The organism is Flavobacterium maritimum (assembly GCF_040049085.1).
GTDB lineage: Bacteria > Bacteroidota > Bacteroidia > Flavobacteriales > Flavobacteriaceae > Flavobacterium > Flavobacterium maritimum.
Window position 1 is genome coordinate 715,843 of record NZ_JBDLZY010000002.1, and the last position, 18,101, is coordinate 733,943.

The following is an 18,101-nucleotide window of genomic DNA, read 5'->3' on the forward strand; positions in this document are numbered from 1 at the left end:
AATTTTATTTTTCTATTTCTTTAAAAACTTCTTCTGCGGTATGAATGGCTTCATTGGCTGCTGGCAAGCCACAATACAATGCCGATTGCATTATTACTTCTTTAATCTCATCCTTAGAAACCCCATTATTGAAAGCTGCTTTGATGTGCATTTGTAATTCTGCTTTTCGGTTTAATGCAATTAGCATCGCAATGGTAATCAGACTGCGGTTGTGTTTGGATAATCCCGGTCGTGTCCAAATTTCTCCCCAGGCATAATTGGAAATAAAATTTTGAAAGTCACCATTAAACTCATTGATATTCCCAGTCGCTTTATCTACATGTTCCTTTCCTAAAACAGTGCTTCTAACGTGCATTCCTCTCTCAAAAGTGCTTTCTCCTATAATGAAATTGATCAGTATTTCGGAATAGGCCTCAGGAAGTTCTGTGCTCGATAAATGTCTGGCAGCAAGTATTTCCAGATTGGAATTTGGGATGTTTTTGACCAATTCTTTAGCTTGCTCTACATTTGTAACGGCATCTTCATTTCCAGTAATCACCAATGTTTCTGCACTTATTTTATGCAAATCTTTTCTAAAATCAGCGTCTCTCACCGCAGCACAGCTATTGGCGTAACCCAGGGCATTATTTTTAACAAAAACCGCTTTAATTTCAGCAATTCTATTTGGATTATTTTTTCTAAAATCATCGGTAAACCACCGTTCCATAGTCCCGTCAGCAATGATTTGCATTCCTTCCTTGGTGATGGTATTGATTCTGTCATTCCAAATTTCAGCCGTGCCAATTTTTGCATCAGTATTGCTGATAATCAATTTTAAAATTCGATCCGGATGATTAATTCCCAACCATTGACCGATCAATCCGCCCATCGAAAGACCACAGAAATATACTTTGTCAATCTTTAATTCATCCAATAGCGCAATAACATCATTCCCTAATACATCAATCGTATAAGGACTTTCGGTAACTTCACTGCCTCCATGTCCGCGGGTATCGTATTGCAACACTCGAAAATAAGGCAACAAAAAAGGAATCAATTCATCCCACATTCCCATATCGGCACCCAAAGAGTTAGAGAAAACCAAAACCGGACTGTTTGGCGTTCCTGATATTTTATAATTTGTTTTCATACTCGCTTTATTAGTATTTCTTTACAACTTGGTCGATTAATTCCAGACTTAATCCAATCGCATTTTTAGGATCAAATAAGGAATCCAGATCGATTACATCAATATTCATTTCCAGAACCACTTCTTTTAGATGTTTCTGCTCTTCAACCGCTTTTTTACAAGCCTTTTCAATCCATTCATGCGCTTCAGATTTCCCTATTTTTTGGGCTAAAGCCAAAGCAATATTTTCGGCATAAATTAATCCTTTGGTCAATTCGAGGTTTGCTGACATTCGGTTTTCATCAACTTCTAATCCTTCGAGTAAGGCAATGCTTTTTTCCAGAGAACCGGCGGTCAATTGCATGATTTCAATTAGTACTTCCCATTCCGAATGCCATAATCCAACAGAACGTTCGTGCTCTTGGGGCATTGCAGATAGTAAGCTCGCCACCAAATGCGGAACTCGATTGCTATTGGCCAAAATAGCCGCACAAGTCACCGGATTTCTTTTGTGAGGCATTGTGCTTGAACCACCTTTTCCTTCAGCCGCTCCTTCAAAAACTTCTCCCACTTCTGTTTGCATCAGTAACGAAATGTCTTTGGCTATTTTTCCTAAACTGCCACTCAAAATTCCTAAAACACTCGCTGTTTCTGCTAAATTATCTCGGTGTGAATGCCACGTAAAAGAAGGTTGTAAACCTAATAAACGAGCAAATTCTTCTTGAATTTCAATTGAAATATTCGTGTTTCCGTTCCCAACTGCTCCGCCCAATTGAATGACCAAAACACGCTTTTTAACTTGCTCCAGACGTTGTTTACTTCTCGAAACAGCCGCTAACCAACCGGCCGTTTTGAATCCAAAAGTTGTTGGTTTAGCCTGTTGCAAAAGCGTGCGGCCAATCATAATCGTTTGGCGATGCTTCTGGGTAAGCGACACCAATAGTTCTTCTAAAACGTTAATTTTTTTATTCAGCCAAATTATATATTCCTGAATTTGCAAAACCATGGCGGTATCAACCACATCCTGACTCGTTGCTCCCAGATGAATGAATTTAGCAGCATTGGCATCCTTACTTTTCACTATTTGAGTCAATTGTTTTACCAAAGGAATGGCTGCATTTCCGCCAAGCGATAGCTCCGTCTTTAATTTTTCAATATCAATTTCAGAAACCGTGCAACTGGCTTTTATTGTTTCGGCAACAGCTTTTGAAAACAGTCCTTTATTGGCTTGTGCTTCTGCCAATGTAGCTTCTACACGCAACATTTGTGTGATGGATTCCGCATCAGAAAACAACGTATCAATTTCTTTAGAATAAAATAATTGGGTGTATAAGCTCATAAGTACCGTATTTGATTAATATAAATGTAGTCTAGATCGCAAAGAAAACTGTTTCGTTTAATCCCTGCATGTAAATATTAAACTCGTAAATTCCTGCTTTCTTTTGTGCTATAATTGTATTTCTTCTTTCAGGCGGAATTCCATTCAAAATACTGTCTCCTGCATTTAGCTCCTCTTCATCCGAAAAATAAATGCGTGTATACGAATGAATTAATTGTCCACGCATAAATACAATAAGGGTAACATAAGGTGCCTGACCCTCAAGCGATTTTGGTTTTATCGTTTGAAAAACAAAATGATTTTCAACATCTGTACCTGTACCAAATCTACCAAAAAATTTGCTCTGTCCGTCATTTTGCCAAAGCTCAATCATCGCATCCGGAATAGGATTGTTTTCTCCATCAAAAACTTTCCCTTTTATCGTTATCAAATCAGCATTTTCATCTGAATTGATAATGTGATTACCAACTAGACTTTTAAAATCATAACCATACTGTTCAGGAGTCAGTCCATAAGCAAAATAAGGTCCAACGGTTTGTGACGGTGTTTGTATCATAGTAGTGTTCATAATATTATCTGTTTTCAAATGGTGTTGCATTGTGACCTCTTAAAACAATATCAAAACGGTAGCCTAACGCAAAATTGGGTTCGGTAATATCTAAATCGAATTTTGAAATCAATAATTCGCGGCCTTTAGCTTTTACTGCCTGGTAAATGGGATCATATTCTAACAAAGGGTCTCCCGGAAAATACATCTGTGTGATTAATCTGCTAGAGATTTCATTTCCAAATAACGAAAAATGAATATGATTGGGACGCCAGGCATTGGGATGATTTCCCCATGGATAAGCTCCGGGTTTAATGGTGTAAAATCTATAGTTTCCTTCTGAATCCGTCATGCAACGTCCTGTTCCTAAAAAATTGGGATCCAAAGGTGCATCATGCTGATCTACTTTGTGTACATAACGTCCCGCTGCATTGGCTTGCCAGATTTCAATGAGTGTATGAGGCAACGGTTGGCCTTTCTCATTCGTCACCTTACCATGAACCACAATTCGTTCTCCTAATGGCTCACCGTTTTTGATAGAATTTTTGGTCAAATCATGATCTAAAATGCCCAAATTAAAATCTTCAAAAAGCGGCCCCGTTTTTTCTGCTAAAGATTTCTTCAAAATAATCAATGCCTTACTCGGTGCACGCAAAATTGTAGAAGTATATTCTGTGTACAAACGGGATGGCTGCACATCTATATCAAAGGAGCTTTCAATGAAATCACACATATAATTGAATTAAATAGTTATAAAAATCTATAAAACAAATGTATCCTAAGGAATTGTTAGAATTTTGCATAATCCGATTATAGTCTTGCACAAAAGAAACATTTCATGTTTTTAATTCGAAAAAAAATATTAGTATTGCATCAACAAAAAGAAACATGAAAAAAAATCTTCTCAATTATAAAGGACTCTATGGAGATAATAATCGACATGATTTTGACGATTATGTACATCATGAATTATTGGCCACCAGAAGCAAATTATACGACTGGGAAATCAACGAACATTTACACACTGATCTGTTTCAAATTTTCTTTATCACTTCAGGAGAAGGTGTCCTCATTCAAGACAATAAACGAATGGATTTGAAAGCGCCATGCATACTTTTAATCCCTACAAATACCTTTCACGGATTTGAATTTCAATCAGATGTGACAGGAGAAGTATTTACAATTGCAGAACAGTTTATTGAAACTATTTTTAAAAACACCCCCCTTATTTTATTAGAATTAAACAAGGCAAAGCAATATAGTTTTGATGATAATAGTCAAGATTTAAATGATTTCACCTATCTAAAAAGCAAAATAGTCAAAGCCATTTCGGAGAACAATCCCTATAAAAAAATTAGTCTTCAATCACTATTTCAGTTATTCTTTATAGGACTGCATAGTTTAAAAAACTCATTCGAAGGTCAAAAAGAACATTCCAACAATAGAACATTGGATTATTTCCTTGCTTTTCAAAAACTGACAAAAAAAACATTTCCGGAATCTAAACTCATAAAAGAGTATGCCAGCGAGTTGCGAATCACTCCTGTCCATTTAAACCGAATTTGCCAGACCCTAGTACAAAAATCCGCTTTGCAGGTCGTACATGAATACTATCTTACTGAAGCAAAAAAATACCTTCTTTATACTTCTCATTCGATCTCCGAAATCTCCTATTTGTTGAATTTTAAGGACCCTGCTTATTTTTCAAGATTATTTAAAAAACAAACCGGCCTTTCTCCTAATATTTTCAGGAGCAACAACACCCAAAAAAATTCATAGTTAGTATATTTCTTATAGATATATATTAAAATTGAATACTCAATCATGTTAAAATTCTTTTAAAACACCAAAATTGATTGATTTTGAATGTATCTGGCAGTTTTATGATTCTTTTCGTGTGTTAATTTATATGACATTTGTAAAAAATACTTTGATTTATTATTCAATAGATAATAATAAAGCTATTAAACTAACAAATAGATTATTTTAAACACTTTTAATTACAAATATGATTTTAGAAATAGCCACATTTGATATAAAAAAAGAAGCGCAGACTGCTTTCGAAAATGCCTTTCAGGAAGCCAAACTTGTCGTTTCAAAATCCAAAGGGTTTATAAAATTAGAACTTCAACATTGCATCGAAACCAGCACTAAATATGTTGTTTTGATACACTGGAAAACTTTAGAAGACCACACCATAGGCTTTAGAGAATCGGATTTGTTTACACAATGGAGAGCTCTTTTGTCTCCGCACTTCCAGAATCCGCCAGTTGCAGAACATTTTGAAATTATTAGTAAAGTAGAATAGTCCAAAAAATCAAACATAAAAAAGCATCAATAAAATGAAAAGAATTATTAAAGAAGGAATTGCTTTATTTGAAGCGGAATCAAATGACAAAAAAGTTAGAGAAATTGTTGAAACTGTATTAGATGAAGTAAAAAAAGGAGGCGATGATGCTATTCGATTTTTATCTGAAAAATACGATAAATGGTCGCCGGAAAGCTTCCGCCTTTCTGCTGAGGCGATAGAAGAAATTATCAGTGGTGTTCCGGAACAAGTTTTAGAGGACATTAAATTTGCCCAAACACAAGTTAGAAATTTTGCGCAACATCAAAAAGATTCTATGCATGACATTGAAGTAGAAACACTTCCAGGTGTCTTTCTTGGACATAGAAATATACCGGTAAACAGTGTGGGTTGTTACATTCCGGGCGGCCGTTACCCAATGGTAGCTTCTGCTCACATGAGTGTGCTTACCGCAAAAGTGGCCGGAGTAAAACGAGTTATTGCGTACACACCGCCTATTAACGGTCAAATTCCTGCTGCCACAATTGCCGCAATGTATATGGCCGGTGCCGATGAAATTTACTTACTAGGTGGTATTCAAGCCATTGCAGCCATGGGAATAGGAACAGAAACTATTGAAGCAGTCGATATGATTGTTGGTCCCGGAAATTCATACGTAGCGGAAGCCAAAAGACAATTGTTCGGAAAAATTGGAATCGATTTATTGGCTGGACCTACCGAAACTTTAGTAATTGCTGATGAAACTTCTGACGCTGAGATTTGTGCGGTAGATTTATTAGGACAAGCGGAACACGGACCAACTTCTCCTTCTATATTACTTACCAATTCAGAGAAATTAGCTTATGAAACTTTGGCGGAAGTAGAACGACAACTAAAAACGTTGCCTACCGCAGATGTTGCCAGTATTTCCTGGAGAGACTATGGTCAAATTATCTTAGTAGACACTATTGACGAAATGGTAGCCGAAGCCGACCGCATTGCCAGCGAGCACGTGCAGGTAATGACGGCAGACCCAAGATACTTCCTGAAACACATGACCAATTTTGGCGCTTTGTTCTTAGGAAAATATACTAATGTAGCTTATGGCGACAAGGTAATTGGAACCAATCATACCTTACCGACAAAACACGGAGCAAAATACACCGGAGGATTATGGGTTGGGAAATTCATGAAAACATGCTCCTATCAGGAAATCAGAACACCGGAAGCAAGTGCGATGATTGGAGAATATTGCTCCCGTTTGTGTGCTATAGAAAATTTCTGGGGACATAAAGAACAAGCCGATATCCGAGTAAGAAGATATTCACCTAAAGAAGTAGTGCAAGAATAAATCAGTCACAGTTTTCAATTCTTGACTACCATAAAATTCAAATTATTTTTAAAAACAACAACATGCGTAAAACGGTATTAGTTACAGGAGGTTCCGGTGAAATAGGCTCGGCGATTTGCCGAAGATTTGCTGACAACGGATTCGATGTTATCATCAGCTATAATTCTAACGCACAAAGAGCCGAGGAATTTATTGCAACATTACCTCAAGGAAACCATGCTGTTTTTCACGCGCCAAGCACCGATACTGAAAAAGTAAATGCCTTTAGAGTTTTCGTTGAAGAGAAATATGGCAAACTGGACGTTCTGGTCAATAATGCCGGTATAACTACTCCAGTTCCACATGACGATCTTGAAGGTTTGACCGATGAATGGATTGACCGAATCATGCAAACTAATTTCCGCGGTTCATTTGCGATGGCAAGAGCATTCCATGATTTGCTCCAAAAATCAGCTTCAGACACTGGACTAATCGTAAACATTTCTTCCATTGCCGGAATTTTTGGCACAGGAAGCAATGTCGCTTATTGCGCTTCCAAAGCCGCTTTGGATTCTATGACGCGTTCTCTGGCAAGAGCTTTGGCACCAAAAATAAGAGTGGTATCCGTATCACCCGGATTTGTAGAAGGAGAATACACCGCGACGATGGATCCTGCTTTTTTGAAAATTCAAAAAGACCATACACCTTTAGGAAGATTTGCTTTAGGCGAAGATGTTGCCAACGCTGTTTTTTCGGTCGCTACCCAACTGACGTTTTCTACAGGAAATATCATAACTGTGGACGGCGGAAGACTTTTGAAATAGTCGAAAGTCCTACAATCGAAAGTTACAAAGTCGTTCGAGCTAAAAAACTTATGATTTAAAAGAATGCATTATTTATCCATTCAATTTTACAATTAAAAAACAAACAACATGAAAATAATAGATCTTTCCGTTACAATTTCTGAGGAAATTAAAGAGCCGTTACCAACTAAAATTGTCTATGAAGACCATAAAGAAGGAGCCAAAAAAATGGGCGGAAAACTTTTTGAAGGCTTAACAGATGTATTCATTGAAGGCAACGGTCCTGCAGGAGAATTCCTGTCGGTAACCAGTCACTGTGGTACTCACGTAGATGCCCCTTATCATTATTACCCAACCTGCGAAGGAAAACCTTCCCGTACTATTGACGAAATGCCGTTGGATTGGTTTTTTCACGATGGAGTTGTTTTAGATTTCACTGACAAACCAGACGGTTACATGTTTGAGCCGGAAGATTTAATCGAAAAATTAGCGGCGATAAACTATACTTTAAAACCTTATGATATTGTACTGATTCGTTGTGATGCTGATAAACGTATTCATAATGATAATTTTGTCCGAATTCATGTTGGTGCTTCCGCAAAAGCAACGCATTGGTTGATCGACCAAGGAATAAAAGTAATGGGAACTGATGGCTGGGGCTGGGATATTCCATTACACATTCAGGCAGAAGATTTTAGAAACAACCCGCGTCCAGGCATTATTTGGCAGGCACACTATGTAGGTATCGAAAAAGAATATTGTCAGATTGAAAAATTAGCCAATCTAGAAGCCCTGCCTCCATTTGGTTTTAAAGTGGCATGTTTCCCTGCAAAAATAAAAGGAGCCAGTGCAGGATGGACAAGAGCCGTTGCGATAATTGAGGATTAATTTATTTTGTAACCATTAGTTTTAAGTCACAGTTTTCAGACTTATAAAATTAACACCTTTTGAGGCTGAAAACGGGGACTAAAAACTAAATGCTCACCCCACTTTATATTCTTTTTTTAAGTAATTTTAATTTTCTATTACAAAAAACATTCCTGATGCCTAATAAAGAAAACATACCTACTATCAATCCTTCAGAAATGAACGGATTCCATTCCAGCACCACTGATTGGCTGCCGGTGCTTTCTTTTAGTAGCCATCAGGATTACCACATTAACCGAATAGAAGACATTACTAATAAATCGAGTTTTCAAGTGCTTCCGCATCGTAAAACCTTACACGATTTTATATTTCTAAAAAAAGGACGCTCCATTAGAAGTAAAGGATTGAATCATTTCGATTTCAGTGCTGCCAGTATGTTTTTTTTACCGGCGTATCAAATCACACAACATGAGATGATGAGCGATGATGCCGAAGGATTTTATTGCCATTTTGATGAAAAAATTTTTGGCTTTTTGCCTAAAAACTATCTTAGCAAACAATTTCCTTTTTTTCAATACCAATCCAATCCAGTGATTACAATGTCCGATACTTCTCTTAAGACTATTGAATCACTCTTAGAGCGTTTATTGATTTTGTACAACGACGCAGCGGAATCAAACATGAATCTGATTGCGATTTATTTATTGGCTATTTTTGAGGAAATCAAGAATGAAATTCCTCTTGAAACCAGTAAAACAAAAAATTCATTTTTTGACATTACCGAAAAATACAAACACGCACTGTCTCAAAACATCTACAATCTTCAGAACATCTCTGATTACGCCGAATTACTGCACATCACTCCAAATTACCTGAATAAATGTGTAAAATCCAGCACTAATAAAACCGCACAAGATTTATTAAAAGAAATGATTATTTTGGAAGCTAAAACACTTCTGAAATATTCCGACCTTCATATCTCAGAAATTGCGGTTAAACTTTGTGACCAAACACCAAGTAATTTTGCCCGCTTCTTCAAAAAACAAACAGGAGTAACCCCTCTGGAATACCTACAAATGTGTTAGTCGCTATACAACCACATCTATATTGATTTTGAATACTTACAAATAAGCTTTTTTTATTGAATCATCGGCCTTATTCTTTTATTGCTTTCTTAAATTCAGGCATTCCGATAAACCGTTGTGAAAACCAAATTAACAAAGAACAGCATTATAAAAACAGTACTCTTTTCAGAGAAATAAATCATTATTTTCCTATCCAGCTGCTCTAGCGATAATTTCAGTTACGCAAGAAATAAAACATAAAAAAACTGCTCAAAAAGACGAAATTAACTCGATTACTATTTGTCAGCAGAAGAAACAACAAAAGCACTACATCCCTATTTTAAAGGATATTTACTGTCAAAAACTAACAGACAACCTCTATCCTGGCATCATCTCCTATTTTAAATTTAGAACGAAAACCTTCGGTAAAAACGCAACACCGTAACAAATTGGGTAGTCTATCCGAAGACATGAAAACTACTTCAGACAAAGTTCTGCTATCGGATTTATTTGACCAATTTCGACTCCTAATTCTGCTGAGGTCATTTCTCCAATCCACGCATCCAAAATAAAAATTTGCTTTAACCATTGCTGCAGAAATATTTTTAAAAAAAATCAAATTCTTATGAAATATCCTCAAGTGTATTGATTTTGAATAGCAGTAGCCTTCTTTTGATTCACGGAATTGATTTTAGATGACCACTTTTGTAAAGTAAATATTGCTGAATATTTATTTTACCAAACCAAAAAAAATTAATACCAAAAAAAAAGACTAAAATTTATGAAAACAACACATTTAATTAGGACTTTGATACTAGTTGTCGGATTTGCCTTAAGCAGCAATAATTTGTTAGCACAACAGGGTAAAATTGAAGGAAAAGTAGTTGACGCTAAAGGCTTGCCTATCGCTGGTTCCGCAATCGTTATCGAAGGAAATACTAAGGGTAGTGTTACCGACTTCAATGGAGAATTTACCCTCCTAAATGTTTCCAATGGTACCCATAAAATAACGGTTTCCTTTATGGGGTTTATAACCCAAAAAATATCGGTTACGGTTCCTCAAACTACTAAAACAAACATCACATTACAAGAAGACCAAACAGCCTTAGACGAAGTTGTGGTAACCGGAGTATTTGACAAACGTACCAGAATGCAGTCATCTGTAGCGATTTCTACACTGAATGCTAAACAAATTGAAAGAACTGCACCTACTAGTGCCGCTGATTTATTAAAAAACATACCTGGTCTTTATGTAAATCAAGCCCGAGGAGAAGTAATGAATACAGTATACTCAAGAGGAATTTCGGCAGGATCCGTTGAAAATGCTAATGGATACTATTATGTTTCTATGCAGGAAGATGGATTACCGGTAACTAACCTGAATTCAAATGTAGATTATTATTTAAGAGCCGATGCAGGAACTGCGAGAGTTGAAGCAGTAAGAGGAGGAACAGCTTCAATACTAGGAGCTAATGCACCTGGAGGCATCTTTAATTATGTATCTAAAGAAGGTGGAAAAAGTTTTGGTGGAGAATTAAGATCCAAATTTGGATTAGAAGGAAACATGAAAAATCCTTACTTCAGAACCGATCTTAATCTAGGAGGACCTATAAACAAATCAGGTTCTTTGACTTACGACTTAAGTGGTTTTTACAGACAATCTGATGGTGCACGAGACTTAGGTTATCCTATGAATAATGGTGGTCAATTCAGAGCCAATATTATGAACAAATATAAAAAAGGAAGTGTGAAAGTATATGCTAAAATACTTGATGATCAAAATGCGACAGCCGAATTTACACCAACAATAGGATGGAATAATCCAGAAATCCCTGCTGGTTTCTCTTCTACTGACTCGTATTATCTTCCAAAATTAAAAATGGAAATTCCTATCAATGACACTGATTCAAGAACATTTGATTCCAGCAAGAAATCGCATTCAAAACAACAAGCTGCAGGTATTAACTGGAATCATGATTTAGGCGCAGGATTTAAACTTAAAAATGATGCCCGTATACAAAAAATGACATACGAAAACAATTCACCTGCTGTTGTTACTCCGTTTGCTACAGATGATTTATTATTTTATGCAATCGGACATACATTAGGAAAATTTGGAACCTATACTTTTACTGATCGTGTAAATGGACAAGTTTTAGGAACGGTTACACAATCTCCTAATATAATTAATGGAAATTTTGCAGGATTTAATTTCACACCAGGTGCTAATAATAATTTCCCTGGCGGCAATGTACAAGCCAACTCTTTATTCTTTTTACCACTTTTCTATACTGAAAATAAAACGAATGAATTCATGGATAATTTTAGCATAAACAAAAAAGTAAAAAACATGAATTTCATTTTGGGAGGTTTTTATGCCAATTCTCAAACGAGCCGAATTGGAGGATCTCAAGATTTCGGTTTTGCAGTGGGTACTATGCAAGACAAACCCCATTTGGTTGACATTAGTTTAGCTGGTTTTGACGGAAATACTTATCAAGTAACAGATCCAAATGGAGTACAGCTTCCTGGAAGTTCTGGAGCTACTACCTCATCATTCAGACAAATACAATCTGCAGCCTACTTTGGACATGAATGGAACATTACTGATAAATTGATTTTTGATTGGGGAATTCGCTATGAATCATTACATGTTTATGGTTATAACGCACCAGCTGTTGCAAATGCAGAATCAGCAGGTCTTGACAATAATCCATTAACCATATATGACAATTTTGGAGGAACTGCGGGACCACATTTGAATATTGACAACACAGTTAATACAGTTTCATTTTCAGGAGGTTTAAACTATAAACTAGCTGATGACCAAGCCGTTTATGTTCGTTATTCTAATGGAAAAAAATCTCCGGATATTAATTTCTATTTGGCTCAAACAACTCAATTTTTGATTGACAATACTGAAGCTAATGCCCAAAAAGTAGAGCAATTGGAGATAGGATATAAAATAAGTACTCCTAAATTGAAAGTATTTGCAACGCCTTTTTATAGTGTATTGAGCAATGTGTCAACAGTGCAAACTTTCATCAATACAGATGGAACTTATTACAATCCCGGTAACCAATTTAATGCATATAAAACTTATGGACTTGAATTAGAAAGCACCTATGCCTTTACTGATGCCTTGGGTTTAAGAGTTGGTGCAACAATGCAAAATTCTAAAGCAACAACCTATAAAACATGGATTGCCAATAATCCTGGACCGGATGATGACGTAGTACAGGATTTATCTGGAAATGAAACAGATAATAATGCTAAATTAATTTTTAACGTTACTCCAACTTATAATTTGAATAAATTTTACAGCTCTTTAAATATTAGCTACATGGGTTCGAGACAAGCTAATGTTCAAAACGCTTTTAAACTACCAGCTTTCACCACAGTAGATTTATCTATGGGTTACGATTTCAACAAAAAATTCGGAATTCAAGCTAACGTAAATAATATTTTCAACACTTATGGCGTAATGGGCTGGTCCGGTACAGGAGGTTTTCCTGCTGCCTTAGACCGTCAATCAGTTACAAAAGAGTTTGTTGCAGCGAATCCTAATGCAGCTTATTCTACACAAGGAAGTATGCCTAGAGCCCTTTTCTTAACAGGTACTTACAGATTTTAATTTAACTAAATCCCCCGAAAGGGGGATTATTTACCTTATCATGAAAAACAAATTTTTAACTTACGAAAACGGAATGGTTGGCCTTATGGCTTTAGTATTTGGCTGCCTTTTTTTCGACCGATTGGCGCTTAATTTCCTTATGCCTTATATTGCAAAAGACCTTGTGTTGAGTGACACCCAAATAGGATTACTAGCTGGGTCTCTTTCATTAGCCTGGGCTTTTTCAAGTTATTTTACAGTGGCATGGGCAGAAGTCAAAAACCGAAAAAAATTGGTTTTCCTGACCGCCGTAATCACTTTTTCACTGTGTTCCTTTGGTTCAGGGATAGCCCTTTCCTTTGCAGGACTGTTTTTAGCCCGATTCATCATGGGATTTTCGGAAGGCGCGGTCATCCCGCTGGCGCAAAATTTTGTAGAAAGAGAATCGTCTCCCAGTCGGTTAGGACTCAACGCCGGAATTCTGCAAGGTGTGGGATCGGCTCTTTTTGGTTCTATCCTCGCCCCGATTATTTTAGTGGCTATCGCTGAAAGTATGGGATGGAGAAACGCTTTTTATGTAGCAGGAATCCCAGGAATTGTTTTGGCATTACTTTCCTGGCGTTATATCAAAAAATCAACAGCAGAAAGTACAAAAACAAAAACGGAATCAACAATCAATTTTTCGGAACTTTTACAATACAACAATATAAAATGGGGAATTCCTTTGGCTTGTTGTGCCTTTGGATGGTGGTTTGCCACACTTCCCTTCATTTCTAAATATTTTGTCGATGCACAAGGCATGAGCCCGGATGAAATGGGAAAAACGATGGGACTCTTAGGATTATCTGGCTTAGTAGGCTCAATAATTGTTCCCGGACTTTCTGATAAATACGGACGCAAACCTATCATGTACATCTTTATAAGCCTAGGGATTTTATATCCTTTTGCAGTATACTTTCTTAAAGGCAATTTCCTTCAACTTCCTATAATGTTTATCAGCTATTTTGCGATGGGCTGTATTGCGATGGTGGCTGCAGTGATTCCTTCGGAAGCGGTGCCAATCCATTTAAGAGCTAAAGCCATGGGACTCGTAATGGGACTTGGAGAAATAGTGGGAGGTGTGATTATCCCTGCGATCGCAGGTGTTCTGTCAGATAAAACAGATCCCTCGGCATTTTTATGGGTTTCTGCTGTAATGGCTGCATTAGGTTTGTTTTTCGTTTCTAAATTACTGGAAAGCAATAAAAGCTTAAGTAAAAAAGAAAGTTTTTCGGAAGTTGAAACAGCATTTGAAACGAATTAAATACAAACGAGACACGCAAAATCATGTTGACTTGCAGATTACAATTTTAAAATCGTCTTATGAACAAATATATAATCTTAACGTTTTCTTTAATCCTTTTTTCTTGTTTATCATTTGGTCAAAAACAACGGGTTTTAGTAATAAGTGATATTGAAAATGAGCCCGATGATGCTGAATCATTAGTTCGTTTTCTAACATATTCAAACATGTGGGATATTGAAGGAATAATTGCTTCAACTTCTGCTCACATGAAAAATAAAATTGCAGATTGGCGAATGCACGAAATTGTCACGGCCTATGGAAAAGTCCGAAACAATTTGACTTTACATGAAGAAGGTTTTCCTAAAGAAGATTATTTACATGGAATTATCAAAAAGGGAATTCCTCTTTTTGGAATGGAAGGCGTTGGAAAAGACAAAGATTCAGAAGGATCTGATTGGATAATTTCCGTGGTTGATAAGGAGGACAACAGACCTGTTTGGGTTACTGTATGGGGTGGCCCAAATTGTTTAGCACAGGCTTTATGGAAAGTAAGAATGACCCGTTCAGCATTTGAAGTCGAAAAGTTTGTTTCTAAACTTCGGGTATATACAATCAGTGATCAGGATGACTCCGGTTATTGGATACGCAAAACTTTTCCAAATTTGTTCTATATAGTTAGTCCAGGTTATTACGATTATTCCACTTGGGCAGGAATAAGCGGTGAGAAAATGGGACAATTTTCCGGACCAGATTCTAATTTGGTTAGCAACAAATGGTTATTAGAAAATATACGTACTAATCACGGTGCATTAGGTGCAGAGTACCCAGAATGGAAATTTATTATGGAAGGTGACAGTCCAAGTTTTTTGTACCTAATTAACAATGGCTTAGGAAGTCCTGAAAATCCAAATTATGGCAGTTGGGGTGGTCGATATGAACTGTATACTCCCCGCCATCGAAATTGGCATACGGAAATTGAAACCCGACCAATTTGGACTAACACCGAAGATAAAGTAAAAGGCTTTGATGGCAATTTCTATTTTAGTGACAAAGCCACTGTATGGCGCTGGAGAAATGCCTATCAAAATGATTTTGCCGCCAGAATGGATTGGTGTGTAAAAACATATAAAGAGGCTAATCATCCACCTATTTCTAAAATTACGCATTCTGATTTGATAACAGTAAAAAGTGGAGAAACCGTTTATTTAGATGCTTCAAATAGTGACGATCCCGATAAAAACAAATTGCAATTTGAATGGATGTATTATCAGGAAGTAGGTACTTATATGAATTGGGGACCTATTGAAATTACAAATAAAAATGCTGCCAAAGCTTCTTTCGTAGCTCCAAATGTATCAAAACCAGAAACAATACATATAGTATTAATTTTAAATGATGATGGTATTCCTTCATTAACACGTTACAAAAGAGTTATAATAACAGTATTACCATCTCTTTAATTTTTTAATCACATTATACGTCGAAATAAAAAAATAAATATCACTTATAAACATAAAAATCATGATTAAACGTATCTCCATTCTTTTGATTGCATTAGTAAGTCTCATCGGATGCAAAGAAAAAATAAAAACGCAGGAACAACCAACAGAAGAACCTTTCTTATGGGGAGTAGCTTCTGCCGCTTACCAAGTGGAAGGCGCTTATCAAGCAGATGGTAAAGGGGAATCGAAATGGGATTTCCTGACCAATAAAGTAGGTGTAACTCAATTTATCATTGGTAAAAAAGAAACAGCCAATGTATCCATCAACATGTATGACAGAACACAATATTTGAAAGACATTCAATTGATGAAAGAATTAGGGGTTAACTCCTACCGTTTTTCATTAGACTGGAGCCGTATAATTCCTGATGGCATTGGCGCCGTGAACGAAAAAGCATTAGCCCATTATGACGTTCTGATTGATGATTTGAAAGCCGCCGGAATAGAACCGGTAGTTACGCTTTATCATTTTGATTATCCTTTTGCTTTAGTACAAAAAGGAGGCTGGGGAAATCCGGAAATGATTAACTGGTATAAAAACTATGCTAAAATAGCCTTGGAACGTTACGGTAAAAAGGTTAAACATTTCATCACTTTCAACGAGCCTTATATTGAATTCTTTGTTGCAGAATATCTTATGAACATGGAACAAAGCAAAGAAGCTGCTGTTATCCGTTTTGCCAGAGGAATGATGAAAGCACACAGACAGATGGTGGCTAGTGCCGAGGTAATCAAAATGTATCACGAAATGAATTTGGGCGGAAAAATTGGTATGACTTTCAATTTTTCTCCTTGTTCCCCACTAGATCCTAACAATCCAAAAGATGTGCAAGCTTCTGCCTTACAAGAAAAATTATTGAACACTGTTTTTCTTGATGGGTATTTCAAAGGTACTTATCCAAAAGAAGTAACTGATCTTTTTACAAAATATGATCCTGCATTCCAACCAACAGCTGCCGATATGAAAATACTGGCAGCAAACAAGCCAGATTTCTTAGGGATTAATTTTTATGCTCCAGCCCTAGTAAAACATGATGCTTCAGAGCCATTTGAAACGAAGTGGATGGATGTAAACACAGACAAAATTAAATCCCACAATGGACCTGTAAGGCCCGAAGAATTGTACAAGTTCCTTATTAAAATAAAAAAAGAGTACAACAATCCTGAGATTATGATTACCGAAAATGGGGCTGGTTTTGAAGGAGAAGATATCAAGGCAAATCCTATTGTAAAAGACCCTTTAAGAGCTGACTACATCAAACGTCATATTGAAGCGGTTGAAAAAGTTAAAAAAGATGGCGTTAGAATGATTGGTTATTTTGCATGGAGCGGTTGGGATAACTTCGAATGGGTGTTTGGTTATACCAAACGTTTCGGATTAATCTACGTTGATTTTGAAACACAGGAGCGTATCCCAAAACAAAGTTTTTATGAGTATCAAAAATTAATCAAAGAGTATAAAAATGAAAAATAAAATCTTCCTAATTATATTATTAGCTGCATTTATTTCAAATGCCCAAAAAACAATCCCTCTATATCAAGGCAAAGCTCCCGGTTCAGAAAAATGGGATTGGCAGGAAAAAGAAATGTTTTCAGAAACGTTTCAGACCCAAGTGGTGTACAATGTTTCCCAACCCACACTTACGATCTATGCACCGGACAAAGCTTTGGCAAATGGGACTGCAGTAATCATTTGTCCCGGAGGCGGTTTTCATACCTTATCGATAAACAGTGAAGGAATTGAGGTGGCGAAATGGTTAAATGCAAAAGGAATAACTGCCTTCGTATTGAAATACCGACTCGTAAAAAGCGAAACCGACGATCCCGTAAAAGAACTTTTTCCTTTATTCGAAAACAGAAAAAAATTAGATTCCATCAATGCCCCTGTTGTCACTTTGGCTATTGCCGATGGATTAGCAGCGATACAATATGTAAGAGAGCATGCCGCCGAGTTTAATATTAAACAAAATAAAATTGGAATTATAGGCTTCTCAGCCGGAGGAACAGTTGCTGCCGGAACCGTTTACAATTCGAAAGGAAGCAATCGCCCGGATTTTGCAGCCCCAATTTACGCTTATACCGGAGCCTTAAAAAATACTGTTGTCCCTGTTGATGCTCCGCCCTTATTTATTGCAGCCGCCTCGGACGACCAATTGGGTTTAGCCCCAAATAGTGTGCAAACTTATTCCAATTGGTTGACCGCCGGAAAATCAGCCGAATTGCATATCTACTCCAAAGGTGGTCATGGTTTTGGAATGCGCAAAATGAATTTACCCGTTGAAAGTTGGATTGATCGCTATGGTGATTGGTTAAAACTACAAGGAATGTTGTAGTAATAGTCTACATCGAATTTCCA

At 36.7% G+C, this 18,101-nt stretch carries 15 protein-coding genes; 11 read left to right on the top strand and 4 right to left on the bottom strand.

Going from position 1 to position 18,101, the window contains the following annotated elements; genetic code table 11:
• Positions 1-4: 4 nt before the first annotated feature.
• The 4 genes from pcaDC to pcaH are packed head-to-tail and all read right to left on the bottom strand — an operon-like array spanning position 5 to position 3,727.
• Positions 5-1,129 (bottom strand): bifunctional 3-oxoadipate enol-lactonase/4-carboxymuconolactone decarboxylase PcaDC, encoded by a 1,125-nt coding sequence (gene pcaDC / locus ABEB23_RS07055; protein WP_348811804.1) that lies wholly within the window; start codon positions 1,127-1,129, stop codon positions 5-7.
• Positions 1,130-1,139: 10 nt separating this feature from the next.
• The gene (gene pcaB, locus ABEB23_RS07060) at positions 1,140-2,447 is read right to left on the bottom strand and encodes a 3-carboxy-cis,cis-muconate cycloisomerase (protein WP_348811805.1); all 1,308 of its coding nucleotides are present in this window, start codon (positions 2,445-2,447) and stop codon (positions 1,140-1,142) included.
• 31 nt (positions 2,448-2,478) lie between these two features.
• The gene (gene pcaG, locus ABEB23_RS07065) at positions 2,479-3,015 is read right to left on the bottom strand and encodes a protocatechuate 3,4-dioxygenase subunit alpha (protein WP_348811806.1); all 537 of its coding nucleotides are present in this window, start codon (positions 3,013-3,015) and stop codon (positions 2,479-2,481) included.
• Between the two features lie 4 nt (positions 3,016-3,019).
• Positions 3,020-3,727 carry a protocatechuate 3,4-dioxygenase subunit beta gene (gene pcaH, locus ABEB23_RS07070; RefSeq protein ID WP_348811808.1) on the bottom strand — a complete coding sequence of 236 codons (708 nt, stop codon included), beginning with the start codon at positions 3,725-3,727 and terminating at the stop codon, positions 3,020-3,022.
• 155 nt (positions 3,728-3,882) lie between these two features.
• On the opposite strand from pcaH, the gene ABEB23_RS07075 reads away from it, so the two are divergent.
• The 11 genes from ABEB23_RS07075 to ABEB23_RS07125 all read left to right on the top strand — a co-directional run bounded on the left by ABEB23_RS07075 (position 3,883) and on the right by ABEB23_RS07125 (position 18,078).
• On the top strand, positions 3,883-4,773 hold the full coding sequence (locus tag ABEB23_RS07075) for a helix-turn-helix domain-containing protein (protein WP_348811809.1): 891 nt from the start codon (positions 3,883-3,885) through the stop codon (positions 4,771-4,773).
• Between the two features lie 229 nt (positions 4,774-5,002).
• The gene (locus ABEB23_RS07080; RefSeq protein WP_348811810.1) at positions 5,003-5,302 is read left to right on the top strand and encodes an antibiotic biosynthesis monooxygenase family protein; all 300 of its coding nucleotides are present in this window, start codon (positions 5,003-5,005) and stop codon (positions 5,300-5,302) included.
• 34 nt (positions 5,303-5,336) lie between these two features.
• Positions 5,337-6,632 (top strand): histidinol dehydrogenase, encoded by a 1,296-nt coding sequence (hisD, locus tag ABEB23_RS07085; RefSeq protein ID WP_348811811.1) that lies wholly within the window; start codon positions 5,337-5,339, stop codon positions 6,630-6,632.
• Positions 6,633-6,694: 62 nt separating this feature from the next.
• The gene (locus tag ABEB23_RS07090; protein ID WP_348811812.1) at positions 6,695-7,435 is read left to right on the top strand and encodes an SDR family NAD(P)-dependent oxidoreductase; all 741 of its coding nucleotides are present in this window, start codon (positions 6,695-6,697) and stop codon (positions 7,433-7,435) included.
• Between the two features lie 108 nt (positions 7,436-7,543).
• A complete protein-coding gene (locus ABEB23_RS07095) occupies positions 7,544-8,302 on the top strand; it encodes a cyclase family protein (RefSeq protein ID WP_348811813.1) in 759 nt (252 codons plus the stop codon).
• Positions 8,303-8,457: 155 nt separating this feature from the next.
• Positions 8,458-9,366: a helix-turn-helix domain-containing protein gene (locus tag ABEB23_RS07100; RefSeq protein WP_348811814.1), complete on the top strand. Its 909-nt coding sequence runs from the start codon at positions 8,458-8,460 to the stop codon at positions 9,364-9,366.
• Positions 9,367-10,126: 760 nt separating this feature from the next.
• Positions 10,127-12,979, top strand: a complete 2,853-nt coding sequence (locus ABEB23_RS07105; RefSeq protein ID WP_348811816.1) for a TonB-dependent receptor — start codon at positions 10,127-10,129, stop codon at positions 12,977-12,979.
• 40 nt (positions 12,980-13,019) lie between these two features.
• Positions 13,020-14,261, top strand: coding sequence for an MFS transporter (locus ABEB23_RS07110; RefSeq protein WP_348811817.1), 1,242 nt, complete (start codon positions 13,020-13,022; stop codon positions 14,259-14,261).
• 59 nt (positions 14,262-14,320) lie between these two features.
• Positions 14,321-15,703 carry a DUF1593 domain-containing protein gene (locus tag ABEB23_RS07115; protein WP_348811818.1) on the top strand — a complete coding sequence of 461 codons (1,383 nt, stop codon included), beginning with the start codon at positions 14,321-14,323 and terminating at the stop codon, positions 15,701-15,703.
• Positions 15,704-15,764: 61 nt separating this feature from the next.
• Positions 15,765-17,219, top strand: a complete 1,455-nt coding sequence (locus tag ABEB23_RS07120) for a glycoside hydrolase family 1 protein (RefSeq protein WP_348811819.1) — start codon at positions 15,765-15,767, stop codon at positions 17,217-17,219.
• The gene (locus ABEB23_RS07125; protein WP_348811820.1) at positions 17,209-18,078 is read left to right on the top strand and encodes an alpha/beta hydrolase; all 870 of its coding nucleotides are present in this window, start codon (positions 17,209-17,211) and stop codon (positions 18,076-18,078) included. The genes ABEB23_RS07120 and ABEB23_RS07125 overlap by 11 nt, the downstream gene beginning before the upstream one ends.
• The last annotated feature ends 23 nt before the right edge of the window (positions 18,079-18,101 follow it).